The sequence below is a fragment of the Bacillus sp. FSL K6-1145 genome, from assembly GCF_038003425.1.
In the GTDB taxonomy this organism is placed as follows: Bacteria; Bacillota; Bacilli; order Bacillales; family Bacillaceae; genus Bacillus; species Bacillus pumilus.
Map to the genome: position 1 here is coordinate 1,150,834 of NZ_JBBOPC010000001.1, position 23,431 is coordinate 1,174,264.

Below are 23,431 nucleotides of genomic sequence, written 5' to 3' on the forward strand. Positions count from 1 at the left end.
CATGGAAGAGATGAGAAAAGACTTATTTGTGCCGGCGACGGCTGATGCAGCAGAATCTGAAAAAATTTCTAAACCTAGTCTATCTTTATGGAAGGATGCTATGCTTCGCTTCCGTGCAAATAAACTTGCAATGGTTGGGCTTACAATTATTTTCATTGTTGTGATGCTGGCGATCTTCGTTCCGGTGTTTTCTAAATATGATTACTCTACGACAGATTTGCTTAATGCAGATCAGCCGCCTTCAAAAGAGCACTGGTTCGGTACGGATGATTTAGGCCGAGACATGTTTGTTCGTACATGGGTTGGGGCAAGAATTTCGATCTTTATCGGTCTTGCAGCAGCTGTTCTTGACGTGATCATCGGTATTATCTGGGGAAGTATTGCTGCATTCAAAGGTGGACGTACGGACGAAGTGATGATGCGTATCGCAGACGTTTTATGGGCAATCCCAACACTATTAATGGTTATTTTAATGATGGTTGTTCTGCCAAAAGGATTATTAACGATTATCCTCGCCATGACAGTTGTAGGCTGGATTAACATGGCACGTATTGTTCGGGGACAGGTTTTACAATTGAAGAGCCAAGAGTACGTTCTTGCCGCACAAACATTAGGTGCGAAAACATCTAGACTTTTATTTAAACACTTGATTCCAAACTCAATGGGACCAATTCTTGTCACGATGACACTAACAATTCCTTCGGCTATTTTCACGGAGGCATTCTTAAGCTATCTAGGGCTTGGTGTACCAGCTCCATTAGCTAGTTGGGGAACAATGGCGTCTGACGGAATTCCAGCCATGACTTACTACCCGTGGAGATTATGGTTCCCAGCCGCATTTATCTGTATTACAATGTTTGGTTTTAACGTGGTTGGAGACGGACTAAGAGACGCTTTAGATCCGAAGTTGCGTAAATAAGGAGTGATTAGGATGGAACGTGAACGTATTCTAGAGGTGAAAGACCTTGCAATCTCATTTAAAACATATGGTGGAGAGGTTCAAGCCATTCGTGGTGTGAACTTCCACTTAAATAAAGGCGAGACACTTGCTATTGTAGGTGAATCTGGCTCTGGTAAAAGTGTGACATCACAGGCCATCATGAGATTAATTCCGATGCCGCCGGGTTATTTCAAGCGCGGACAGATCCTGTTTGATGGGCAAGATATTGTCAAGAAAACTGAAAAACAAATGCAAAACATTCGAGGAAAAGACATCTCAATGATCTTCCAAGATCCGATGACTTCCTTGAACCCAACGATGAAGGTCGGGAAACAAATTACAGAAGTGCTGTTCAAGCACGAACAAATTTCAAAAGAAGCGGCTGAAAAAAGAGCCATTGAATTACTGGAGCTTGTTGGAATTGCAATGCCTGAAAAAAGAATCAAACAATACCCACACGAATTTAGTGGCGGGATGAGACAACGGGTTGTCATTGCGATGGCACTTGCAGCAGATCCAAAGCTATTGATTGCCGATGAGCCGACAACAGCTCTAGATGTAACAATTCAGGCGCAAATTTTAGAATTAATGAAAGAAATTCAGCAAAAGGTTGAAACGTCAATTATCTTTATTACGCATGATCTTGGTGTTGTCGCCAACGTCGCTGATCGTGTAGCTGTTATGTATGCAGGTCAGATTGTTGAGACAGGAACTGTGGATGAAATTTTCTACAATCCACAACATCCGTATACATGGGGACTATTGGCATCAATGCCAAGCCTAGACACAGATGGCGGAGCTGAAGGAAAGCTGACTGCAATCCCAGGAACACCGCCAGATCTGACAAACCCGCCGAAAGGAGATGCATTTGCACTCCGAAGCGATTATGCAATGAAAATTGACTTTGAACAAGAACCGCCAATGTTCAAAGTATCAGATACGCATTATGTGAAATCATGGCTACTTCATCCAAATGCACCTAAAGTTGAACCGCCTGCTGCTGTAAAGGCGAGAATGCGTGAACTAGAAGGTAGCTACGAAAAACCTGTATTAGTAAAAGAGGGTGAATAGCATGGCAGAAAAATTGTTAGAAATCAAAAATTTAAAGCAGCATTTCCATACAGCAAGAGGAACGGTGAAAGCAGTTGACGGCGTTTCATTTGATATTTACAAAGGTGAAACACTAGGTCTTGTAGGTGAGTCTGGATGTGGTAAATCCACTACGGGCCGATCCATCATTAGACTTTATGATGCGACAGATGGCGAGGTTCTTTATAAAGGAGAAAATGTACACGGGAAGAAATCAAGACAAAAAATGCTTGAGTTCAACCGTCAAATGCAGATGATCTTCCAAGATCCATATGCCTCACTGAACCCTAGAATGACAGTCCTTGATATCATTGCAGAGGGCATCGACATTCATGGCCTTGCGAAAACAAAGCAAGCGCGTAAAGAGCGTGTGTACCAGTTGCTTGAAACCGTTGGATTGAACAAAGGGCATGCAAACAGATATCCGCATGAATTCTCTGGTGGTCAAAGGCAGCGTATCGGAATTGCCCGTGCATTAGCAGTTGAGCCAGATTTTATTATTGCCGATGAACCAATATCTGCATTAGATGTGTCGATTCAAGCACAGGTCGTTAACTTAATGAAAGAACTGCAAGAAGAAAAAGGCTTAACGTATTTATTCATTGCCCATGACCTGTCCATGGTAAAATACATCAGCGATCGTATTGGCGTGATGTATTTCGGGAAATTGGTAGAGCTGGCACCAGCGAATGAATTATACGAAAACCCGCTTCATCCATATACAAAATCATTACTATCTGCGATTCCGCTTCCAGATCCAGATTATGAGCGTAACCGCAAACGAATCAAGTATGATCCGTCCGTTCACAAAGGAACAAACACTGATTTCCGTGAAGTGAAGCCAGGTCACTTTGTGAGCTGCACAGAGGAAGAATTCAAAGAGCTTCAGGCAAAACAATTATAAGAAGGAAGGAGCACTGCTATGTCAGTGCTTCTTTTTTTTATTTTACAAAAAACGAGATGATGGTAATTTTTAGTTAACAACAAGCGGGTTCTAGGAGGAAATCAGATGTCGATATGGAAGACGTTTCGTTATTCATTCTTTCACTTTCTCATTGTATTCATGCTTTTTTCAACGTCCTTTTTGAGAAAGCCAAATGGAGGACAGTGGATGCTCATATTTATGGTGCTCATTGGCATCGTGTCTTTTTCCGTGGAATATATGCTTCACCGGAAAACAAGCAATCAGAAAGAGGAAGCACGGCGCAGCAAGTATCTTTATTTCATCATGTTCCAAACTGGGATGACACTTATCCTGTTTGTCTGTTTTCAATTACTCATGAATCGTTCGATATAAAACTTTTTTTCTGTTGTTTGAAAAAAAGTGAAACTAGAGGAGACTTTGCTGCGTCTTACTAGTACAGGCGTTTAAATAGCAGGAAATCGGGAATATCTAAGGAAGTGGTTCTTAACGATATCATAAGGAGCGGATCCATGAATTGGTATGAAAAGCTCAGTGAATACTTCCCGATAGAAGAAATGAAGTCAAAAGAGCATATGGAAGCTTTATTAAAGGAAAGAAGTGATGTTTATCATAAGGAGGAAGGACCTCATCATGTGATGATGTACGCCGAATTTGATAATTTTATCTTTATTGATTATTTATTTGTTTCCAGAGATGCAAGAGGTGAAGGCCTCGGATCAAAGCTCATTCATAAGCTGAAGGAAAAAAAGAAACCGATCTTGCTTGAGGTTGAGCCTGTAGATGAAGATGATGCAGATACTGCAAAACGCCTAAAGTTTTACCAAAGAGAGCACTTCAAGCATGCAGAATCAATCGGTTATAAACGCAGGTCACTTGCAACAAATGAAGTGAACCGCATGGAAATCCTTTATTGGTCGCCTCTTACAGATAATGAAGAAGAAATGATGGAGGCTATGAGGAAAACCTATGAACGAATCCATACGTATAAAGATGAAGAATGGTATGGGCAGTCGTATGAAGATGTTGATGATGTATTGAAGGTCATTGAAAATAGAAAACAAAAAAATATTTTCGATCATCTCGACTAAATGAGAATGTTCAGACATCAAGCAACACGAGAAAATGAATGAAATTGTCTAGTTTTTGTCACAAAAATTGCAAGAAAATCTGTTCACACTTACTTTTTTATAGTATAATCACTATAAAGATTACTTATTTAGAACAATTTTAATTTAAGAATACAGATCAATATTCATTCTACAAATTGAGGAGTGAAGATTTATGGTAACATTATACACATCACCAAGCTGTACATCATGTAGAAAAGCAAGAGCGTGGTTAGAAGAGCACAATATTCCGTATCAAGAGAGAAACATCTTTTCAGAGCCTCTTTCAATCGATGAAATCAAAGAAATTCTTCGAATGACTGAAGACGGTACAGATGAAATTATCTCAACACGTTCAAAAGTATTCCAAAAGCTAAATGTGAATGTTGAGACAATGCCTCTTCAACAATTGTATAAACTGATCAATGAGCATCCAGGTCTTTTAAGACGTCCAATCATCTTGGATGAAAAAAGACTACAAGTTGGCTACAATGAAGATGAAATTAGACGTTTCCTTCCAAGAACGGTTCGTACATTCCAACTAAGAGAAGCTCAGCGACTTGCTAACTAATAGAAAAAAGAAAAGCTGCCGATCATTTGGCAGCTTTTTTTATTTGTTTTCAGCCGTTTGTTCGTAAAACAGGCTGGCTAAAATGACCATTACGACTGTTAAAAACGGAAGCATCAATTCAAGAGTCGCATGCTGAGCCATAAATTCATTCAATTTCACATCACGAACAATCATTTCACCGCCAGTAAAAGCCAAAAGAGCACTTCCTCCGTATAATAGATACGGGAATTTGGTGAAAGCGGCATGAATTAGCTTACTTCCCCAAATAATAATCGGTACTGAAATCATCAGGCCAAAAGCGGTCAGCAGCATGTTGCCTTTTGCCGCTCCTGCAACTGCAATCACATTATCAAGTGACATAAAGAGGTCGGCAATCACAATGGTCTGAACCGCACGCCAAAGGGAGCCGCTGCTTTTAATGCGAATTGATTCTTTCTTTTGCTCAATTAACAAATTGTATCCTATATAAAGGAGAAAAAGTCCGCCGATAAATTGTAAATAAGGGATGGTCAATAAATAAACTGCGGCACCTGTCATTGTTATTCTCATCAGCACTGCCAAAAGTGTGCCGATCCATATGGCTTTATTGCGTTTGTCATTTGACAAGCTGCGGCTAGCCATCGCAATGATCAACGCGTTATCTCCGCCTAAAATCAGATCGATGCCAATAATCATCAGTAAGGATATGATCCATTCTGTTTCCATCCATTTCACCTCATGTCTAATAGAGCTCGTACAACCAATATATGAAGACAATTCAAATATATGTTTCTGTAAGTTTTCTCTGCAAAAAATGCGTTTTTATTTCTTTTATTCATGTTTTATCATAAAATAGACAGTACGAAGCAATACCTCAATTCTTTAAAAGGTTAACATGTAGACGGAACGGGTAAAGTGTAGTAAAGTACTATTAATTGGGAGCTTGTATGTCCCTTCAACATCTTATATAGAAGGGAAGGTTGGCAAAATGGAAATCGAAAGAATTAATGAACATACAGTGAAATTTTATATTTCCTACGGTGATATTGAAGACCGCGGATTTGACCGTGAAGAGATTTGGTATAATCGTGAACGCAGTGAAGAGCTGTTTTGGGAAGTAATGGACGAAGTGCACGAAGAAGAAGAATTTGCAGTTGAGGGACCGCTTTGGATTCAAGTGCAGGCACTTGACAAAGGTCTTGAAATTGTCGTGACGAAAGCCCAACTTTCTAAAGATGGACAAAAGCTCGAATTGCCGATTCCAGAAGATAAAAAAGATCAAACAGATGAAGAAAGTCTAGACGCACTGCTTGATGATTTTCAAAAAGAAGAGCAGGATCAAGAAGACCATAATGAGAAGGACAAAAAACTTCAACTTCAATTTGTGTTGAAAATGGATGACTTTGAAGATTTGATTGCACTTTCTCAATTAAATATGCAGGATTTTACCTCAAGTTTATATTCGTTTGAAAACCGTTATTATCTATATGTTGACTTCCACGAGGATTTGTCAGATGAGCAAGTGGAGAATAAGCTCAGCATTTTGCTTGAATATGCTCATGAATCAGTGGTCAGCATTTACAGACTGAAAGAATATGGTCAGCTGATTATCGAAGGAAATGCCCTTGAAACGATTCAACAGCACTTCTCGTAACCAACAAAAGTCGATTTCTATAGAGGAATCGGCTTTTTTATCGGAATGAATAGGTAAATAAAGAGATCGGCAAGGAGAAAATGAAATGAGAAATTTAGTCAAAGTTCTATTTTTTCTTATCATTACGATAGGTGCTTATTTAGTCATTCAATTAATTGCCGGTGATTTAGCGGTAAGTGTATTAAGTTCAGTCAGCGTTCTGTTCACTTTATCGATTATCTTCATCGGGTTTGTCATATTCTTGGAGAACCGGAATCCATCTCAAACGATAACGTGGCTTGTCCTGCTTGGCAGCTTTCCGTTATTCGGCTTTTTGTTCTATATTTTCTTTGGACGCAATATCAAAAAGCGCCGGTTGTTTGAAAAGAAAGCCATCCTGGACGAACAGTTAATCCAGGAAGATGAACATATTCATAGAGAAGCGATTGAGAAAATGACGCATATGGGTGATCATCAGCAGCTCTTATTTAAGCTGGCCCACAGACTTGGACATACCCCTATTACGTATCGCACGTCCTCTAAAGTCCTGACGAATGGAGAAGAAACATTCTCTCATATTTTTGAAGAAATCAAAAAGGCGACACATCACATTCATTTAGAATATTATATTCTCCGCCACGATGACCTTGGACAAGAATTAAAAGATATTCTCATTGATAAAGCGAAAAATGGCGTGATTGTCCGCTTTTTATATGACGATGTAGGGAGTTTAAAGCTCTCTCGTCAATATATTGCTGACCTCGAAAAGGCTGGCGTTCAGATCGTTCCTTTTTTACCCGTGAGGCTGCCACTGTTAAATAATAAAATCAATTTCCGAAATCACCGAAAAATTGTCGTGATTGATGGAGAAGTTGGATTTGTTGGCGGGCTAAACATTGGAGACGAATATATGGGCAGAAGCAGACAATATGGATTTTGGCGTGACACGCATTTGATGATTAAGGGTGAAGCTGTTCGTGATCTGCAGCAGATTTTCATGCAGGATTGGTACTATATGACGAATGAGAGATGTGCAGGTGTGGAATACTTCAAAGATTTCACCCACATTGAGATTACAACAGAAGGCGTACAAATGATTGCTGGTGGTCCTGATAAACAGTGGGAGGTCATTAAAAATCTCTTTTTCTCCATGATTATCTCTGCCAAAAAGTCTATTTGGATTGCTTCACCATATTTTGTGCCGGATGATGATATTTTGTCTGCATTGAAAATTGCTGCATTAAGCGGAGTAGACGTACGGATTATTGCACCGAAGAATCCAGATAAACGGATCGTCTTCCATGCGTCCCGTTCATACTTCCCGGAGCTTTTAGAAGCAGGGGCAAAGGTGTATGAATATGATCAAGGCTTTATGCATAGTAAATTTATCATTGTAGATAGCGAGCTGGCTTCGATAGGAACGGCCAACATGGATATGAGAAGCTTTCATTTGAATTTTGAAGTGAATGCCTTCCTCTATAAAACGAAAAGCACTGAGAAGCTCGTGAACGACTTTTTAGGTGATTTAGAGCAGTCGCACGAGATTGTCCCAGAAGAATTTGCAAAGAGACCGTTAAGGGTAAGACTCTTTGAATCAACAGCAAGATTATTATCGCCATTACTATAAAGATTGTATTTTCCCCCTTTTTATCAGGGGGGTTTTTTATTTTCCTCAAGAAAACATCAGTAAAATCATATTTTCACACAATAAAAGCTCATTTTGCCTATTCGCTCTCTTATAGACGAAAAAGCTATAATACGATCATCAAAGACTAAGGGGCGAGCTGAATGAATACAGCGATCATGGATAATGGAAAGCTTATTCGAATTACACATCACTTATCTAAAAACAGGTTGGAGCATGTCAGGACAACGTGCAAATTTTACTGCCCTGAATGCAGGGAAGAGGTGCAATTAAAGCTTGGTGAACAACGTGTTTATCATTTTGCACATAAACAGCTGACAGCATGTCCTCTAGCCGCAGGCGAAACGGCTTATCATCAGGCGGGGAAAGAAGCCATGATGCATTGGCTTCAGCAGCTGGGACATAAACCGGTGCTTGAAAAGTATGTGTCAAAGGTTCATCAGCGTCCTGACGTGACCGTCTCTATTGGAGGAACAAGCTATGCAATCGAATATCAATGCTCAAATATTTCACGGCAAGAGCTGCGTAAAAGAACAGCAGGACTCCGCGAATCAGGGCTCTTCCCTATATGGGTCCTAGGAGCAAATCGTTTAAAGCGAAAATCTGCCCAGCTCTTTTCCTTCTCCTCCATTCATTGGGGAATGCTAAGGGAATCACAGAAAGGAAGTCTGATTTTTTATTGTCCGCTCCAGAATCGATTCATCCATCTTGCTCAACTCCTTGTATTTCAACCAACGAAAATATGTGCTGCCATGACTGTCAGACCGCCAACAGCATACCGCAAACTTTCGGATATCCTATCGCCGCCCTCAAGCAAGCGTCAAGTTTCTAAGCAATGGCTAAGATGCATACAGCAATTTAGGCAACGGCCTCCTCGCATTTTATCAAATGAAAGCAAACGGTTGAGAGACGTTTTTTATGAGCATCATCAAACAGCTTTCCCTTTTCTGCCGACTGAATTATTTATCCCGCTGCCAGAAGTGTACATCTTTACAAGTCCCGTTTACGTCTGGCAAGGGTGTCTATATGATTGGATAATAAGGAAAAAAGGAAGCAGTCCAGTGACGATTCAACTGCTGATGAAAGAAATCAAACGGTGTATCCAGATGAAAGAAGTAAAGCTTCGATATGGCGATGTTTCAATAGAAGAATTAAAAGAGGTTATCACATCATATGTTCATGCGCTTGTCAGACAAGGGTTTTTACACATGACGAAAGAGGGTAATTATGAAGTAGCGTCAAATCAAATGCCGATACAAACAGTAGATGAAGCGTTCAAACGAGATGCTATCTTATTTCATTAGCATGTTTCATGCCCACTTTGATCATGATAAGAAAAAGGTGGTGCTGCGATTGAATAGAAAGAAACGCTTTTTTCTCATTTTTTTAGTCTGTTTGGTATTTATTTCTGCATATGATTTGACAAATATAGTTCAAAACAAAGAAGATAAATACAACACCAATTTCTTTCACTTTCCGAAAGGTTGGTTCAACACAACTTATGCAAGGGGGATTCATATGACTTCACAAAGCAAAAACAACCATTTACCAGACAGAAGCGAAGTAAAAGAAGAAAACAAATGGCGACTTGAAGATATTTTTGAAAGCGTCGATGCATGGAACAAGGAATTCGAAGCGGTCAAAAAAGAAATTCCTAAGCTCGCCCAATTTAAAGGCAAGCTCGCCCATTCTGCTGATGTACTGTATGAAGCCCTAACCTTTCAGGATCAGCTTTCTGAAAAGCTTGGTAAGCTTTATACATATGCGCACATGAAATACGATGAGGATACAACTAACTCATCATTTCAAGCGCTGAATGATAAAGCATCGAATTTATTTACACAGCTCTCTAGTACTTCTGCTTATATTGTTCCAGAGATTTTATCGATTCAAGAAGATAAATTGCAGCAGTTTATTCTGGAAAAAGAAGAATTAAAACTGTATTCTCATGCTCTTGAAGAAATTAATAAAGAACGTCCACATATTTTAAGTGAGGAGCAAGAGGCCTTATTAGCTGAGGCATCTGAACCTCTCTCAACTTCATCTACTACTTTTAGTATGTTTAACAATGCTGATATTTCGTTCCCTTCTGTAAAGGATGAAAATGGGGAAGAAAAGAAAATTACCCACGGCAACTTTATCACATTTTTAAACAGTGATGACCGTGAAGTGAGAAAGAATGCCTTTAAAGCTGTGTATAAAACGTATGATCAGTATAAAAACACGCTTGCTTCAACACTGAGTGGTTCGATTAAAAAGGATAATTTTTATGCAAAAGTACGAAATTATAAATCGGCAAGAGAATCAGCACTATCTCGAAACAGTATCCCAGAAGAAGTATATGACAATCTAATTGATACAGTTCATCAATATTTACCGTTATTACACCGTTATATTGAATTGCGTAAAAAGGTGTTAAAGCTTGATGAAGTGCACAATTATGACTTGTATACACCACTTGTAAAAGATGCTGGCATGAAGCTAACCTACGATGAAGCAAAGGATTATATGCTAAAAGGGTTAGCGCCATTAGGAGAAGAATATGTGTCCGTGTTAAAAGAGGGACTCAATAATCGCTGGGTAGACGTTTATGAGAATAAAGGGAAACGTAGCGGTGCGTATTCATCTGGAAGCTATGGCACAAATCCATATATCCTCATGAACTGGCAAAATAATATTGATAATTTATTTACACTGGCTCATGAATTTGGGCACTCCGTCCACAGCTACTATACAAGAAAGCACCAGCCATATCCGTATGGAAACTACAGCATCTTTGTAGCTGAAGTAGCTTCTACGACAAATGAAGCGTTACTAGGCGAATACCTGCTGAATCATCTAGATGATAAAAAGCAGCGTTTGTATGTGTTAAATCACTTGCTAGAAGGATTTAGAGGAACGGTATTCAGACAGACGATGTTTGCTGAGTTTGAGCATTTGATTCATGTGAAAGCACAAGAAGGAGAGGCTTTAACGCCAGAATTCATGACGAACCTTTATTACGACCTGAATAAGAAGTATTTTGGAGACGGCATGGTTGTGGATAAGGAAATTGGATTAGAATGGACGAGAATCCCTCACTTCTATTACAACTATTATGTCTATCAATATGCAACAGGCTATAGTGCTGCACAGGCATTAAGCAAGCAAATCTTAGAAGAAGGAAAACCTGCGGTGGAGCGCTACACAGACTTCCTTAAAGCAGGAAGCTCTGATTATCCAATCAATGTGCTGAAAAAAGCGGGTGTTGATATGGCTTCCAAAGAACCAATCGAAGCAGCATGTCAATTGTTCGAAGAAAAATTAAAAGAAATGGAAGAGCTCATCTCTAAAACGGGTGAGTAATGAAAAGACTTCTGTCAGACGTGTGAGTGCAAACTCATCTTTTGACAGGAGTTTTTTTCACAAAAAAGACCTCTTCACATGTAGAGGCCGTTCATTATAATCAACCTTTAAATCCTTTAAAGGTCTTCCGGTGGTTCAGTCGATAAAGTGTAAAAAGTATTGCAGCAAATAAGAGTGGCGATGTGAGATAAAGAGGAAGCATTTTCATTAAGCCTAATATGTTTAAAAAGAAACATAAGCCAATGGAAACAAGTCCAATGGTTGTGCTGCGCATGCAGATCCCTCCATTTTTTCGTTACTTTCACTATATGAAAGTGACAACCCTCTTATGTTTTGTGACAAAAATATGAACATATAGTATATCTGTTGTCATAAGTCGACAAAATTTGATATACTACAGATGTGAAATTAATCACATACAAACATTACCCCTTTGTTTGACCGTGAAAAATTTCTCCCATCCCCTTTGTTGTCGTTAAGACATAGTGAAACCGCGCTTATCCCGGCGCGGTTTCTTCGTACCTAAAAATAGAACAAATGTTCTTTATGAAAGTAAAGAAAAAACATGGGTCAGCACCCATGTTCATTCTCACAGCGATAGACATCAAGATCTGAATGATGACCATCTTCTTTATAGCGCCAAAACATTTCTTGCTGCACTTGTACACGTTCGACTTTTTTAGCGAAAGCCAGCTTTTTCATTTCTCGTTCAACTTCATCAAGTGTCAGGTCATAAACAACCGCAATCTCTTTGGCAGATGCAAATTGAAAGTAAGCAATAAACCATTCAATTGGAGGCCGTTCTGATGGGGTTGGTTTTTCACCAATCATTTCAAAAAGGATTTCCTCGTATACATCATAAGAGTACGCACCTGAAATTTTTAATCCTTCATCTCCGTTTACTGTATTAAAAAAGGCAAAGGTCGGAAGCTCAGACACGTCCATTTCAGCGGCAATTTTCATATCACATTTTAGTGCTTTGACAGCACTTTGAGAATGAATATCGCGCTGGAATTCCTCGATGTCTAGTCCAGCGCTTTTTGCATTTTCTAGCAGTACATGTTCACTTGTGACATCTTGCTGATGGCAAAAAAGTGATTCTTGAATGAGACGCAGAAATTTCATTCCGCATTTTCTGCCTTGAAGTTCAGCCGCTTTTAATGCAAGCGAGGCGAGATAGGGTGAAGTCACAATTTGTTCAGACAGCATTTGTTCTTTTTTGGTCTGAGTTTTGGTCGCAAATTTCCCCCATGCTTCGGTCAGTAAATGCTTTTTTCGTTTTCGATTCAATGCATTAATACTAGAACTTGTCACCGTTCGTAAAGTGAAAAAACGGCCGTACTTCATTTTTAATTTTTTAATGGATGGTTCTAATAACCAGCAGTCTGGACTTAGAGGGTCAATGAATACATAGATTTCAATCGGCTTTTGAGGATGTCCGTGACAGTGTGAGAAATATTGATCGTGCGTATTGCAGCTCAAGATCGTCCATCCTTTTCAGGTGTTTGATTGACCATATGACGAGCCGTTAAAGAAAGTCGCTCAAATAAAAAGTCACGAATATCGCCGGTTAATCCTACTTGATCCATTGCATCCTCCATGCATTCAAGCCATGCGTCAGCCCGCTCCTCAGTAATCGGAAAAGGGAGATGTCTCGCCCGTAGCATAGGGTGGCCATGCTCCTCTGTATAAAGCGGGGGTCCGCCTAAATATTGCGTTAAAAACTGTTTTTGTTTTCTTGCTGTTTCTTTTAAGTCATCCGGGAAAATAGGATGAAGCAAAGGATGACACTTTACATTTTCATAAAAAGTATCAACAAGTTGCGATAGAAGTTCCTCTCCAACCGCTTCGTAAGGTGCGTTAAACGATTGTACCATGTTGACTACTCCTTTTACTCGTAGTTAATAGGATGAAGCGCCCTATTGTGAATTCATTTATTTCAAAAGTGATATTCAGTTTGTTCTATTTTAATGTTTCTATTCTTGTACTTATTTTAACAACCTCATCTCAATTCCACAAACAAACCGCTTTGGTCTATTGGAAATAAGGGGAGAGGCGGGTTCCGTGATCAATTGACCATATCATAACACATTCAGTCAAAAAAGGGTGAAAAGCGACATACAAAAAACCGAAGAGGTTATTCTCTTCGGTTTAAGCGAAATATTGTGCTGTAATTTTCTTTACATAATTTTGTGTTTCTTTAAATGGTGGAATGCCGCCGTATTTATCAACATTTCCTGAGCCTGCATTATAAGCAGCTAAGGCGAGTGAGACATTTCCATTATATTTCTGAAGCATTTGTTTGATATACTTCGTGCCGCCTTCGATGTTCTGGGCCGCATCAAAGGCATTATTCACGCCAAGTGACTTAGCTGTAGATGGCATAAGCTGCATAAGGCCAAGCGCGCCTGCATGGCTGACCGCATTCGTACGATAGCCAGATTCTTGCTTAATGACCGCATGAATTAGCTTTTCTGGAACACCATGTTTTTGAGCCATTTGTGACACAATTTGATTAATTTCCTTTGATGATGAGCCGCTTGAAACAGCCTTTTGAAGCGGCGGCGTGTAGCTGTTGTTTAAGACATTCCCAATACCATTTGCTGTATTCAATGGAGCGTCATTCGCATATGAAGGTTGAGCTTGAAGCTGCTCACCGCCAGCGATAGCAGATAAGTATGGGTTTGTACGCGCGTATTGCGTGTTCGGAGCCGTTGATGGGTCCGTTCCCATAAATGCAGAAATTGAAAGCGGCAGGCGTGATAATTCTGATCCGCCTAAAAAATCTTGCAGCAGCGACTGAAATGAAGCTTGTGCAGTCGATTCTTGGCCGCCCGGCATTTGCGTTTGTCCAGGGTCTGATTGTAACGTTTTAAGCGCTTGGAGCTGCATAAAGGATTGAAGTTGATTGACGTTCATCATGTTCCTCCTTCAAGGAATTCATCTATTCTGTGTTTTCATTTTCTCTTCATAAAAACGTACGACTTTGTTTTTCGTGTTTCGAACAGGGATTTGGAATTGTTGGAGCAATGCGGAGAATGCGGCTTGTCCGATTTCCAGGTCGCTCACTTCAAATTCAAGTTCATGGTCCTCTACTGTTAAATATCGGCTGTGATCCAAAACAATTAAGCCTTCTTTGATCATTTTTTCAGCTCTTGACGTTTCAAGTGAACCAAAATACACAATTTGATCCTTTTGAATGTTCAAATGATCTAGCCTGTCAGCCACTTCACCTTTTGGCAGCTGGAAATCGTCAAGGCTTGAAGGAGGAGCGATCGTTTGGTGGGTTTCGAGCAAGCCTATTTCGTGTGGTTCCTTTAACGTGAGAACCCACTGACCGTTTCTTTCTCTCATTCTTAATGCAGCGAATTGAGATTTTATATCAAATTGAGGTGTATCAAAGTAATGGTTGGTTTGCGTGTGAAAATCCGAATCCTTCAATTGAAAATGTTGTTTCAACTGTTCAAATTCTTCTTTCATTAACAATTGCTTTAGTTCTATTTCAATTTCCTGTGCCATTTTGACATCAACCTTTCATTTAGAGGAAATATGATTATTGTACATGAAGTATGTTCATCATGTAAAAGACTGTTTTTATCTATTATTTCTCTTTCCACATGTGCCAAAATCAATGGATAATTACGTGAAAGGATCATTTATAAGAAGAAAATAGGATTTTCTCAATAAGTTCGGTTTATCAATATTGAACTTGATATGATAAAATAAAGCTGTACTTTGTTGTAAAGGAGATCATGATGCAAAACCGAATTGAAATCGCAGAAGCAACTTTAAAAGAAGACAGGCTGATTTTGACGACCAAGTCAGAAGAGCAAATCCAAAAAGCAAAAGCATCAGGACAAATGCTTGTTGATTCTGATCACTTTGCGTTCGTTTACATACTTGAAAACGAGGAGTCCTTTTCATATCTTATCTTAGGGGAACATACATGGACTCCATTAAAAGAAGCAATGAATCTTGACATCCCTGTCTATTTGACAGCGGGAGGACATTCGTTAGAACTCATTCAGCTTCATCAAGAATTACATTATTTAATCGACAATATTAAAGACAATGCCAATTACGGAGATATGGAAGAGAAAGTGAAGAGCACATTCCTCTGAAATAATTAGGTATATGGAATTGGGGGAAGTTTCATGGACAAAAAACAATGGGATCAATTCCTCGCACCGTATAAACAAGCAGTCGAAGAATTAAAAGTGAAACTAAAAGGCATTCGAAAGCTGTATGAATTCGAGGATGACCATTCACCAGTAGAATTTGTTACAGGCCGAGTGAAACCTGTTGCCAGCATATTAGAAAAGGCAAAGCGTAAAAACATCCCAATGCATGAAATCGAAACGATGCAGGATATTGCTGGGCTTCGCATTATGTGCCAGTTTGTAGAAGACATACAAGTCGTGAAAAAAATGCTCCAGTCACGAAAAGACTTCGTGGTTGTTGATAAACGCGACTATATTGCAGAGCATAAAGAAAGCGGATACCGTTCGTACCACCTTGTTGTGTTATATCCGCTGCAAACGATTAATGGAGAGAAGCAGCTCCTCGTCGAAATCCAAATTCGTACACTTGCGATGAATTTTTGGGCGACCATTGAGCATTCTCTGAATTATAAATATAGCGGGAATATCCCGGAGAAAGTCAAGCTGCGCCTTCAAAGAGCTTCCGAGGCAGCATCTCTTCTTGATGATGAGATGTCTGAAATTAGAGGGGAAATTCAAGAAGCACAAGTGGCATTTTCCCGGAAAAAGAAAAACGATAGCTGAGCCTGTGCTTGATCAAATATGATGCTGCCCTCTCATAGCAGCAAGGTGGAAAAGGAGAAGAATTCATGAAATTTGCAGTTTCTTCGAAAGGGAATTCTGTATCTGACACACTCAAAAGTAAAATTCAGACCTACTTATTGGATTTCGGGATGGAACTCAATGAAGAGGAACCCGATCTTGTCATTACGGTTGGTGGAGACGGCACCCTTCTTTATGCGTTTCACCGTTATAGCGACCGTCTGAATGAAACAGCTTTTGTCGGTGTTCATACAGGTCATCTTGGTTTTTATGCTGACTGGGTGCCAAGTGAAATTGAAAAACTCGTTTTAGCTATTGCGAAAACCCCTTATCACATTGTGGAATATCCGATCTTAGAAGTCATTGTCAGATACAACGATGGCGGCAGAGAAGAGAAATATTTAGCCATGAATGAATGTACGATTAAAAGTATGGAAGGGACACTTGTGGCAGATGTTGAAATTAGGGGTCAGCTGTTTGAAACATTCAGAGGTGACGGTCTTTGTCTGTCTACACCGTCTGGCAGTACAGCCTATAATAAAGCACTTGGGGGCGCCATTATTCATCCTTCCATTAGAGCCATTCAGCTGGCAGAAATGGCTTCAATCAACAACAGAGTGTTTCGAACGGTCGGTTCGCCGCTTATTTTACCAGACCACCATACTTGTGTCATAAAGCCGAGGAATGATGTCGATTTTCAGGTAACCATTGATCATTTGACGCTGCTTCATAAGGATGTCAAATCCATTCAATGCCGGGTAGCAGACGAGAATGTCCGCTTTGCCCGATTTAGACCATTTCCGTTTTGGAAAAGGGTGCAAGATTCCTTTATCGGAAAAGGAGAATAAGAAAGAGGTCGTTCTCGCTGGAATACTTTACGCTAAACAAAACCATGACAGCCAAAGAAGAAGGGCTGCTTTTAAAGGATTATTTAATAGATATTGGCATTTCGAAAAGAATGCTGACGGATATTAAATTTGATGGCGGTGATCTCCTCATTAATGGAGAGCATGTGACTGTGAGATACAAGCTGCATAACGGAGACAGGCTCACCATTTTATTCCCAGAGGAAAAAGTGAGTGAAGGGCTAAAGCCTGCTCCGATTCCGCTTGATATTTTATTTGAGGATGAGCATGTCCTTGTGCTGAATAAAAAGCCATATATTCCGTCCATTCCTTCTCGGGAGCACCGAGAGCACAGTATTGCGAATGGATTGCTGCATCATTATGCAGAGCAGTCTGTTCGGCTGACGGTTCATTTAGTGAACCGCCTTGATCGAGATACATCTGGCGTCATGCTTGTGGCCAAGCATCGCTTTGCACACAGCCTTTTATCAAAAGCGCAGAAAAGTGGAGCGGTCAAACGAACATACAGAGCGTTTACACATGGCATGATCAAAGAAAAGCATGGAACCATTCGAGCAAAAATTGCTCGAAAAGGAGATAGTATCATCGAGCGAATGGTCGATGATACTGGACAGGAAGCCGTGACGCATTTTACAGTGCGAGCGGTGGACGCTGAGTTGAACATGTCAGATGTGACGCTGGCACTTGAAACGGGGAGAACCCATCAAATTCGTGTTCATATGCAGTATCTTGGTCATCCGCTCATCGGAGATACGTTATATGGCGGGACGAGTGAGCGGATGAACCGGCAGGCACTGCATAGTGAGACTCTTGTCTTTCCTCATCCGATGACTGGGGAGGAAATGACATTCTCGGCTCCGCTTCCTGAAGACATGAAATCATTGCTGCTTTAAATAGAGAAACCCGGCTACCTGCAAGCGCAGGTCCGGGTTTTTTTATGATGTGAAATGCTGAAACCTTGAATCGTCATAAGGCATAGAGGAAGGAACAGAAACCGTTTCAAGCTCAGGATATTTAAGGGCAGACAGCCGGTGGCCAAATACACAGCCTGTATCAATGTTGACGGTTCTGCCAACGAATCGCGGTTCTTTTACTGGTGTATGTCCGTAGACAATCCATGGTTTTCCGCGATATTCCATTGCCCAATCCTTCCGCACAGGTCGCCCATCCGGCCACGTTTCTCCTGTGACTGCGCCAAATAATAGATAGGATCGCATCTGTTTGTTCGGCTTTCTTCCAATGTCCTTTTCCTTCATCGCTGCGTGAGCAATCATCAGTTCATCAGGAATAAGTACATCGTAAAGCGGAGCCTTCTCAAATAGCTGCTTAAATTCATGTGACAATTTGGTTTGTTCATGAAGGGGCAGCTTTTTTATTTCGTTCACTGTGGTTTCAATGCCATGAAGTAATTTCACCGGATTTCCTTTTAAATAGCGATAAAGTTTAAAGCAATGGTTGCCAGGTACGTAGCGGATCGCGCCGTGTGCGTAGGCATGAATGACAAATCGCATGACATCTACTGACTGAGGTCCTCGATCTGTTAAATCACCGACAAGTGCTAGCGTTCTCTTATCAGGATGGACGGGTAATCCATGTTTGAATTCGTATCCTAGTTTGTGTATGAGGGCAAGCAGCTCTTCGTAGCAGCCGTGGATATCACCAATGATATCAAATTTCATAAGATTTCCTCCTGATTTTTCTCATCCATTCATCGGGGTTAAAGAAGTTTGAATTTTAGAACATATAACGAATGGCTTTCTTTTCATTTAGGCAATTGTTAGAATCAATGCTTTAACGTAAACCTTAAAAGATTAAACATCAATGTTAGGAGGCTTTAGCCAATGGAGCATACATCTGTTTCATCACTCGTTGTCGTTATTATTGTCGCCTTTTTCACCCCACTTTTATTGCACCGATTTAAGCTGACCATTCCGGTCGTTGTTGCTGAAATCATCATGGGGCTCATCATTGGGAAAAGCGGTCTTCAACTGGTAGTTGAACATGATGCATGGTTAGATACGTTATCCATGCTCGGTTTTATTTTTCTGATGTTTTTAAGTGGACTTGAAATAGATTTTTCTTCTTTCGAGTCAAAGAAGAAAGCACGAGAACTACCAAATGGTCTAAAAGAACCGAATACGTTTAAAGCAGCCACTATTGTTTTTCTTGGCGTATTTAGTATTTCTTTTATTCTGTCCTATGCGTTTGTCCTTGCAGGGTTTATCCAAAATGCCTTTTTAATGACGCTCATTATATCGACGATCTCATTAGGGGTAGTGGTTCCCACCTTAAAAGAGGAAAAATTGATGCAGACGAATATCGGTCAAATCATCTTGCTTGTCGCTGTCATTGCGGATTTGGTGACGATGATTTTACTTGCTGTATTTTCCTCCATTTATGGCGATGGTACAGGGAATATGTGGCTTCTGCTCTTATTATTTGCTGTGGGCATCCTTCTTTATTTATTTGGCCGCGTATTTAAGACAAAGTCAATTTTTCAGTCCATGTCAAAAGGGACCGTGCAAATTGGGACAAGGGCGATCTTTACTCTCATTATAGTCTTAGTTGCTTTATCTGAATCACTCGGTGCTGAAAATATTCTTGGGGCGTTTTTAGCGGGCGTACTTGTGTCCCTTCTTTCGCCGAATAAAGAGCTTGTCCAGCAGCTGGATTCATTTGGCTACGGATTTTTGATCCCCATCTTCTTTGTGATGGTTGGAGTGGATTTGAATATATGGGCACTGTTCAAGGACCCAACTATTATGATCATGATCCCGCTGCTATTTATTGCATTACTGATTAGTAAGCTCATCCCGATTCTTTATTTGAAAAAATGGTATGACATGAAAAAAGTGATCGGCTCTGGCTTTTTATTAACATCGACATTATCACTCGTCATTGCAGCTGCGACGATCGGGGAGCGGCTCGGAGTCATTGATCATAAAATGTCCGGCGCGCTGATTTTAGTCGCGATACTCACGAGTATTTTAACGCCAGTTTGGTTTAAAGCACTGTTTAAAAAAGAACAAGCTGTGAGCCATAAAAAACGTGTGACCTTTATTGGTGCAAATCAGCTGACCTTACCTGTCACACTCGATTTACATCAGGATGAATATGATATTCGAATTTTGCATGTCTTTCAAGAAAATAAAGAAGCGATGCTCGCCGACTCCATCTTTGAAGTCGAATCAATTGAAGAGTACGACGATGAGACGCTGCGAAAGGCAGGCGTTGGCCAGGAGGATGTCCTCGTCGTCGCAACAGGCAGTGAGACGAAAAATAAGGAAATTGCTTTATTTGCAAAGGAAGAAGGAGCAAAACAAGTCATTGCGAGTGTGAGCAAAGCTGAGGCAGAGCTAACATTGAAGGAAGCGGGCATTGATACGTTTTCTAATTTCCTATCATCTAAAACGGTGCTAAGAGCCTTGATTGAAGCACCGGATGCAATTCGATTATTAACAAATGAGGATACTTCCTTGTATCAAATTCAAATGAACAATCATCGCTATCACAATGTCATGCTGAGGGAATTTCCGTTTACCGGCGATTTGGTCTTTGTCCGTATTTTCAGAGGGATAGACAGCTTAGTACCACATGGAGATACGACGCTTAGAAGCGGTGACCGTGTGCTTGTGTCGGGCTCTCGTGAGTATGTAGCAGGACTTAGAGCCCAATTAGAGTGAGAATGAACCCTTGACCAATGAACAATTCCTGATTAAGATAGAAGTACAACATCATATATTTGATCCACTAGGGGAGTCCTTTAAAAGGGCTGAGATAAAAGTATCGACTTTTAGACCCTCATTACCTGAACAGGTTCATACCTGCGTAGGGAAGTGGTGCGGTTTTTGACTATGCTTTTTACAAATTCCAAGCCACTTTCCACGCGGAAAGTGGCTTTTTTATATGGAAAAACAGGAGGAGAGAAACATGACATTTTCAACTGAATGTAAAGAAGCAGCAGCACCATGGTGGAATGGAAGCTTTACACACCCCTTTGTGAAAGGGATTGGCGATGGCACGCTGTCACTCGATCGTTTCACGTATTATGTGATGCAAGATTCATATTATTTAACTCATTTTGCAAAGGTGCAAGCATATGGAGCGGCAATTAGTGAGGACTTACATACGACGGGCAGAATGGCGTATCATGCGCAGGGAACGTATGAAGCAGAGCTGTCGCTGCATAGAAAGTTTACAGAGCTTTTAGAGATTTCAGATGAAGCCATCGAGAACTTTAAGCCTTCTCCCACTGCATATGCGTATACGTCTCATATGTACCGATCTGTGAAAAGCGGACGATTCGAAGAGATATTAGCTGCGTTATTGCCGTGCTACTGGCTTTATTATGAGGTGGGTGAAAAGCTGAAACAAACCACACCTGACCATCCGATTTATCAGGAATGGATTTTGACATATGGAGGGGATTGGTTTAAGGAACTTGTCTTTGAACAGGTCAACCGCTTTGATGAACTAGCCGAAAAAGCACCAGAACATGTACGGGCCAATATGAAAGAAAATTTTGTGATTTCAAGCTATTACGAATACCATTTCTGGGAGATGGCGTATCAAAAAGAAATGTGGCAAACAGCATGCTTAGATGGGGTTGGTGCAAATGGAACTCCACGCAGTGACAAATGATTCGCTTCCTGCGGGTGAGCTGATCAAACAAATAAAAAAAATTGCACCTGAAGTGGATTTTATTCATATCCGGGAACGGTCTAAAACAGCAAGTGAGCTTGTTGATCTCGTGAAAGGTCTCCTTTTAGAAGGTGTACCGAAAGAGAAGCTCATCATCAACGACAGAGTAGACGTTGCACTGCTCACCAATATTCACCGGGTACATCTCCCGGGCCATAGCTTTTCGCCAAAAGAGCTGCGGCAAAAATTCCCTCATCTTCATGCGGGCGTCTCTGTTCATTCGATTGAAGAAGGGAAAGCAGCTGAGAAAAATGGAGCAGAGTATGTCATATTTGGGCACGTATATGACACCACTTGTAAACCAGGACTTCAGGCAAGAGGCGTACAGCTTGTGAAAGAACTGACATCTCTACTATCTATTCCAGTCGTGGCAATCGGTGGTGTGACACCTGACCGCATTCCAGAATTGAGACACGCGAATGTGAAAGGGATTGCTGTCATGTCTGGAATTTTTACTCATCATCAGCCGCGCAAGATGGCACAAGCATTTTCTAAACAAGTAAAGGAGCATCCTTATGAAGAAGCATTATGATGTGGCAATCATTGGTGGTGGAATTATAGGGATGTCCATTGCCTATCACCTTGCAAAAGCAGGAAAGCAGGTCGTCTTATTTGAGGCGAATGAGGTAGGGAAGCAAACGACAAGTGCGGCTGCTGGGATGCTTGGTGCACATGCTGAAGGAGAGGGTCATGAGGATATTTTTTTTCAAGTAGGCAGAGCAAGCCAGGCATTGTACGAAAAGTTAAAAGTCGATCTACAGCATGAATCTGGCATTGATATTCGAACATCAGCGGGCGGTATCATGAAGGTAGCCTTTACAGAAGAGGAGAAACAAGCACTTTGCCGCATGCAGCATTTGTCTACATTTGAGTGGCTTGACGCAAGCAGCGTAAAAAAATGCATGCCTCAAATAGCAGAGAACATCTTAGGAGCAGGTTTGATTAAAGAGGATGTTCATGTCGAACCTTATGCGGTATGCCGGGCATTTTGGCAGGCGGCGGTCAGGTACGGGGCAGAAGTGAATGAGTGTACACCCGTGATCGAAGTGAAGCGGGAGAAAGAAGCGTTAGCGATTAGAACAACGAAGGGAACATTCACATGTGATGATCTCACTGTAGCAAGTGGTGTATGGTCTGGCCGTTTTTTTGAAGAGCTTGGATTATCTCATTCTCTTTATCCAGTAAAAGGGGAATGTGTGTCTGTATGGAATCATGGCCCAGCACTCCAACACACCATTTACCATGATCATAGTTACATCGTTCAACGAGATAGCGGCAAACTGGTCGTTGGCGCAACGATGAAGCCAAACGAGTGGCAAACTGTTCCGACGCTTGGCGGCATTGAAGCTGTTATTCAAAAGGCGTCACAGCTGATGCCTTCGATCAAGGAGATGCCGATTGATCAGTGCTGGGCTGGCCTTCGTCCGGCGACAAGCGATCGGCATCCTTATATCGGAAGACACCCGGAAGATCAGCGTATTCTTTTTGCTGCAGGGCATTACAGAAATGGTATTTTACTTGCCCCGATTACTGGAGAAATCATTCGCGACCTGATATTAGGTGAACCGGTCCAAAAGGAATGGCTTCACGCATTTCGTATTGGCCGAAAGGAGGCACTGTTTGTATGAAAATTCAATTGAATGGCAGAATCGTTGATTTCGATCAAGAAAATGGAACGATCTATGACCTGCTATCAGACTATCAGCTTGAAAATCGAGTAGTGATTGTGGAAAAGAACCAAGAAATTATTGATAAAGAAGCGTTTCAACAAGTGAAAATTCAACCTAATGACACGATCGAAATCGTTCACTTTGTAGGAGGAGGATGAC

26 protein-coding genes, 1 pseudogene and 1 riboswitch are annotated in these 23,431 nt (G+C 40.8%); of the genes and pseudogenes, 20 read left to right on the top strand and 7 right to left on the bottom strand.

The window, feature by feature from the left end; genetic code table 11:
* Position 1: 1 nt before the first annotated feature.
* The 6 genes from MHH41_RS05590 (at position 2) to spxA (ending at position 4,631) form a co-directional block, all read left to right on the top strand.
* Positions 2–919, top strand: a complete 918-nt coding sequence (locus tag MHH41_RS05590; protein WP_050945283.1) for an ABC transporter permease — start codon at positions 2–4, stop codon at positions 917–919.
* A 12-nt stretch (positions 920–931) separates the two neighbouring features.
* Entirely contained in the window at positions 932–2,011 is a 1,080-nt protein-coding gene (locus tag MHH41_RS05595) for an ABC transporter ATP-binding protein (protein WP_003211577.1), read from the top strand.
* Position 2,012: 1 nt separating this feature from the next.
* Positions 2,013–2,933, top strand: a complete 921-nt coding sequence (locus tag MHH41_RS05600; protein WP_106035866.1) for an ABC transporter ATP-binding protein — start codon at positions 2,013–2,015, stop codon at positions 2,931–2,933.
* Between the two features lie 105 nt (positions 2,934–3,038).
* Entirely contained in the window at positions 3,039–3,326 is a 288-nt protein-coding gene (locus tag MHH41_RS05605; RefSeq protein ID WP_050945281.1) for a hypothetical protein, read from the top strand.
* 137 nt (positions 3,327–3,463) lie between these two features.
* The gene (locus MHH41_RS05610; RefSeq protein WP_058014295.1) at positions 3,464–4,042 is read left to right on the top strand and encodes a GNAT family N-acetyltransferase; all 579 of its coding nucleotides are present in this window, start codon (positions 3,464–3,466) and stop codon (positions 4,040–4,042) included.
* A gap of 193 nt (positions 4,043–4,235) precedes the next feature.
* The gene (gene spxA / locus MHH41_RS05615; protein WP_003211421.1) at positions 4,236–4,631 is read left to right on the top strand and encodes a transcriptional regulator SpxA; all 396 of its coding nucleotides are present in this window, start codon (positions 4,236–4,238) and stop codon (positions 4,629–4,631) included.
* Positions 4,632–4,670: 39 nt separating this feature from the next.
* Here spxA and MHH41_RS05620 read toward each other — a convergent pair whose 3' ends face one another.
* Positions 4,671–5,336, bottom strand: coding sequence for a TerC family protein (locus MHH41_RS05620; protein ID WP_003211565.1), 666 nt, complete (start codon positions 5,334–5,336; stop codon positions 4,671–4,673).
* Between the two features lie 175 nt (positions 5,337–5,511).
* On the opposite strand from MHH41_RS05620, the pseudogene MHH41_RS18805 reads away from it, so the two are divergent.
* From MHH41_RS18805 to pepF, 5 genes and pseudogenes are all read left to right on the top strand, one after another.
* A pseudogene (locus MHH41_RS18805) lies at positions 5,512–5,632 on the top strand (hypothetical protein); the annotation flags it as partial.
* Positions 5,599–6,264: an adaptor protein MecA gene (mecA, locus tag MHH41_RS05625; protein ID WP_050945278.1), complete on the top strand. Its 666-nt coding sequence runs from the start codon at positions 5,599–5,601 to the stop codon at positions 6,262–6,264. The pseudogene MHH41_RS18805 and the gene mecA, both read left to right, overlap by 34 nt.
* Before the next feature lie 85 nt (positions 6,265–6,349).
* A complete protein-coding gene (gene cls / locus MHH41_RS05630; RefSeq protein WP_050945276.1) occupies positions 6,350–7,870 on the top strand; it encodes a cardiolipin synthase in 1,521 nt (506 codons plus the stop codon).
* A 161-nt stretch (positions 7,871–8,031) separates the two neighbouring features.
* A complete protein-coding gene (locus tag MHH41_RS05635; RefSeq protein WP_340865875.1) occupies positions 8,032–9,192 on the top strand; it encodes a competence protein CoiA in 1,161 nt (386 codons plus the stop codon).
* 214 nt (positions 9,193–9,406) lie between these two features.
* The gene (gene pepF, locus MHH41_RS05640) at positions 9,407–11,233 is read left to right on the top strand and encodes an oligoendopeptidase F (protein WP_284906233.1); all 1,827 of its coding nucleotides are present in this window, start codon (positions 9,407–9,409) and stop codon (positions 11,231–11,233) included.
* 100 nt (positions 11,234–11,333) lie between these two features.
* Here pepF and MHH41_RS05645 read toward each other — a convergent pair whose 3' ends face one another.
* The 5 genes from MHH41_RS05645 to MHH41_RS05665 all read right to left on the bottom strand — a co-directional run bounded on the left by MHH41_RS05645 (position 11,334) and on the right by MHH41_RS05665 (position 14,752).
* Positions 11,334–11,507, bottom strand: coding sequence for a hypothetical protein (locus MHH41_RS05645; protein ID WP_226805021.1), 174 nt, complete (start codon positions 11,505–11,507; stop codon positions 11,334–11,336).
* A gap of 296 nt (positions 11,508–11,803) precedes the next feature.
* Positions 11,804–12,715, bottom strand: coding sequence for a ClpXP adapter SpxH family protein (locus tag MHH41_RS05650; RefSeq protein WP_310023430.1), 912 nt, complete (start codon positions 12,713–12,715; stop codon positions 11,804–11,806).
* Positions 12,712–13,110 (bottom strand): globin domain-containing protein, encoded by a 399-nt coding sequence (locus MHH41_RS05655; RefSeq protein WP_008355333.1) that lies wholly within the window; start codon positions 13,108–13,110, stop codon positions 12,712–12,714. The genes MHH41_RS05650 and MHH41_RS05655 overlap by 4 nt, the downstream gene beginning before the upstream one ends.
* Positions 13,111–13,384: 274 nt before the next feature.
* Positions 13,385–14,152 carry a lytic transglycosylase domain-containing protein gene (locus MHH41_RS05660; RefSeq protein ID WP_050945269.1) on the bottom strand — a complete coding sequence of 256 codons (768 nt, stop codon included), beginning with the start codon at positions 14,150–14,152 and terminating at the stop codon, positions 13,385–13,387.
* 21 nt (positions 14,153–14,173) lie between these two features.
* On the bottom strand, positions 14,174–14,752 hold the full coding sequence (locus MHH41_RS05665) for a CYTH domain-containing protein (RefSeq protein ID WP_050945267.1): 579 nt from the start codon (positions 14,750–14,752) through the stop codon (positions 14,174–14,176).
* Positions 14,753–14,988: 236 nt separating this feature from the next.
* Here MHH41_RS05665 and MHH41_RS05670 point away from each other — a divergent pair, with 236 nt between their 5' ends.
* The 4 genes from MHH41_RS05670 (at position 14,989) to MHH41_RS05685 (ending at position 17,794) form a co-directional block, all read left to right on the top strand.
* On the top strand, positions 14,989–15,354 hold the full coding sequence (locus tag MHH41_RS05670) for a UPF0738 family protein (protein WP_212046067.1): 366 nt from the start codon (positions 14,989–14,991) through the stop codon (positions 15,352–15,354).
* 33 nt (positions 15,355–15,387) lie between these two features.
* Positions 15,388–16,017, top strand: coding sequence for a GTP pyrophosphokinase (locus tag MHH41_RS05675; RefSeq protein WP_003211990.1), 630 nt, complete (start codon positions 15,388–15,390; stop codon positions 16,015–16,017).
* A 65-nt stretch (positions 16,018–16,082) separates the two neighbouring features.
* Positions 16,083–16,883, top strand: a complete 801-nt coding sequence (locus MHH41_RS05680) for an NAD kinase (RefSeq protein WP_003211364.1) — start codon at positions 16,083–16,085, stop codon at positions 16,881–16,883.
* 44 nt (positions 16,884–16,927) lie between these two features.
* Positions 16,928–17,794, top strand: coding sequence for an RluA family pseudouridine synthase (locus tag MHH41_RS05685; RefSeq protein WP_340865878.1), 867 nt, complete (start codon positions 16,928–16,930; stop codon positions 17,792–17,794).
* A 42-nt stretch (positions 17,795–17,836) separates the two neighbouring features.
* Here the strand turns inward: MHH41_RS05685 and prpE are convergent, their stop codons facing one another.
* A complete protein-coding gene (gene prpE, locus MHH41_RS05690; protein WP_212046066.1) occupies positions 17,837–18,580 on the bottom strand; it encodes a bis(5'-nucleosyl)-tetraphosphatase PrpE in 744 nt (247 codons plus the stop codon).
* A 162-nt stretch (positions 18,581–18,742) separates the two neighbouring features.
* Here prpE and MHH41_RS05695 point away from each other — a divergent pair, with 162 nt between their 5' ends.
* From MHH41_RS05695 to thiS, 5 genes are all read left to right on the top strand, one after another.
* A complete protein-coding gene (locus tag MHH41_RS05695; RefSeq protein ID WP_340865881.1) occupies positions 18,743–20,584 on the top strand; it encodes a monovalent cation:proton antiporter family protein in 1,842 nt (613 codons plus the stop codon).
* Between the two features lie 59 nt (positions 20,585–20,643).
* Positions 20,644–20,753, top strand: a riboswitch (TPP riboswitch).
* A gap of 78 nt (positions 20,754–20,831) precedes the next feature.
* Positions 20,832–21,542, top strand: coding sequence for a thiaminase II (gene tenA / locus MHH41_RS05700; RefSeq protein ID WP_003211004.1), 711 nt, complete (start codon positions 20,832–20,834; stop codon positions 21,540–21,542).
* A complete protein-coding gene (tenI, locus tag MHH41_RS05705; protein WP_050945259.1) occupies positions 21,517–22,134 on the top strand; it encodes a thiazole tautomerase TenI in 618 nt (205 codons plus the stop codon). Before tenA ends, tenI begins: the two co-directional genes overlap by 26 nt.
* Positions 22,118–23,230, top strand: coding sequence for a glycine oxidase ThiO (thiO, locus tag MHH41_RS05710; RefSeq protein WP_226805029.1), 1,113 nt, complete (start codon positions 22,118–22,120; stop codon positions 23,228–23,230). Before tenI ends, thiO begins: the two co-directional genes overlap by 17 nt.
* Entirely contained in the window at positions 23,227–23,430 is a 204-nt protein-coding gene (gene thiS / locus MHH41_RS05715; RefSeq protein WP_003210896.1) for a sulfur carrier protein ThiS, read from the top strand. The genes thiO and thiS overlap by 4 nt, the downstream gene beginning before the upstream one ends.
* The last annotated feature ends 1 nt before the right edge of the window (position 23,431 follow it).

Excerpts from the sequence above, each read along its gene's own strand:
- MHH41_RS05590 (WP_050945283.1), top strand. The coding sequence starts at position 2 with ATGGAAGAGATGAGAAAAGACTTATTTGTGCCGGCGACGGCTGATGCA.
- MHH41_RS05595 (WP_003211577.1), top strand. The coding sequence starts at position 932 with ATGGAACGTGAACGTATTCTAGAGGTGAAAGACCTTGCAATCTCATTT.
- MHH41_RS05600 (WP_106035866.1), top strand. The coding sequence starts at position 2,013 with ATGGCAGAAAAATTGTTAGAAATCAAAAATTTAAAGCAGCATTTCCAT.
- MHH41_RS05605 (WP_050945281.1), top strand. The coding sequence starts at position 3,039 with ATGTCGATATGGAAGACGTTTCGTTATTCATTCTTTCACTTTCTCATT.
- MHH41_RS05610 (WP_058014295.1), top strand. The coding sequence starts at position 3,464 with ATGAATTGGTATGAAAAGCTCAGTGAATACTTCCCGATAGAAGAAATG.
- spxA (WP_003211421.1), top strand. The coding sequence starts at position 4,236 with ATGGTAACATTATACACATCACCAAGCTGTACATCATGTAGAAAAGCA.
- MHH41_RS05620 (WP_003211565.1), bottom strand. The coding sequence starts at position 5,336 with ATGGAAACAGAATGGATCATATCCTTACTGATGATTATTGGCATCGAT.
- mecA (WP_050945278.1), top strand. The coding sequence starts at position 5,599 with ATGGAAATCGAAAGAATTAATGAACATACAGTGAAATTTTATATTTCC.
- cls (WP_050945276.1), top strand. The coding sequence starts at position 6,350 with ATGAGAAATTTAGTCAAAGTTCTATTTTTTCTTATCATTACGATAGGT.
- MHH41_RS05635 (WP_340865875.1), top strand. The coding sequence starts at position 8,032 with ATGAATACAGCGATCATGGATAATGGAAAGCTTATTCGAATTACACAT.
- pepF (WP_284906233.1), top strand. The coding sequence starts at position 9,407 with ATGACTTCACAAAGCAAAAACAACCATTTACCAGACAGAAGCGAAGTA.
- MHH41_RS05645 (WP_226805021.1), bottom strand. The coding sequence starts at position 11,507 with ATGCGCAGCACAACCATTGGACTTGTTTCCATTGGCTTATGTTTCTTT.
- MHH41_RS05655 (WP_008355333.1), bottom strand. The coding sequence starts at position 13,110 with ATGGTACAATCGTTTAACGCACCTTACGAAGCGGTTGGAGAGGAACTT.
- MHH41_RS05660 (WP_050945269.1), bottom strand. The coding sequence starts at position 14,152 with ATGAACGTCAATCAACTTCAATCCTTTATGCAGCTCCAAGCGCTTAAA.
- MHH41_RS05665 (WP_050945267.1), bottom strand. The coding sequence starts at position 14,752 with ATGGCACAGGAAATTGAAATAGAACTAAAGCAATTGTTAATGAAAGAA.
- MHH41_RS05670 (WP_212046067.1), top strand. The coding sequence starts at position 14,989 with ATGCAAAACCGAATTGAAATCGCAGAAGCAACTTTAAAAGAAGACAGG.
- MHH41_RS05675 (WP_003211990.1), top strand. The coding sequence starts at position 15,388 with ATGGACAAAAAACAATGGGATCAATTCCTCGCACCGTATAAACAAGCA.
- MHH41_RS05680 (WP_003211364.1), top strand. The coding sequence starts at position 16,083 with ATGAAATTTGCAGTTTCTTCGAAAGGGAATTCTGTATCTGACACACTC.
- MHH41_RS05685 (WP_340865878.1), top strand. The coding sequence starts at position 16,928 with ATGACAGCCAAAGAAGAAGGGCTGCTTTTAAAGGATTATTTAATAGAT.
- prpE (WP_212046066.1), bottom strand. The coding sequence starts at position 18,580 with ATGAAATTTGATATCATTGGTGATATCCACGGCTGCTACGAAGAGCTG.
- MHH41_RS05695 (WP_340865881.1), top strand. The coding sequence starts at position 18,743 with ATGGAGCATACATCTGTTTCATCACTCGTTGTCGTTATTATTGTCGCC.
- tenA (WP_003211004.1), top strand. The coding sequence starts at position 20,832 with ATGACATTTTCAACTGAATGTAAAGAAGCAGCAGCACCATGGTGGAAT.
- tenI (WP_050945259.1), top strand. The coding sequence starts at position 21,517 with ATGGAACTCCACGCAGTGACAAATGATTCGCTTCCTGCGGGTGAGCTG.
- thiO (WP_226805029.1), top strand. The coding sequence starts at position 22,118 with ATGAAGAAGCATTATGATGTGGCAATCATTGGTGGTGGAATTATAGGG.
- thiS (WP_003210896.1), top strand. The coding sequence starts at position 23,227 with ATGAAAATTCAATTGAATGGCAGAATCGTTGATTTCGATCAAGAAAAT.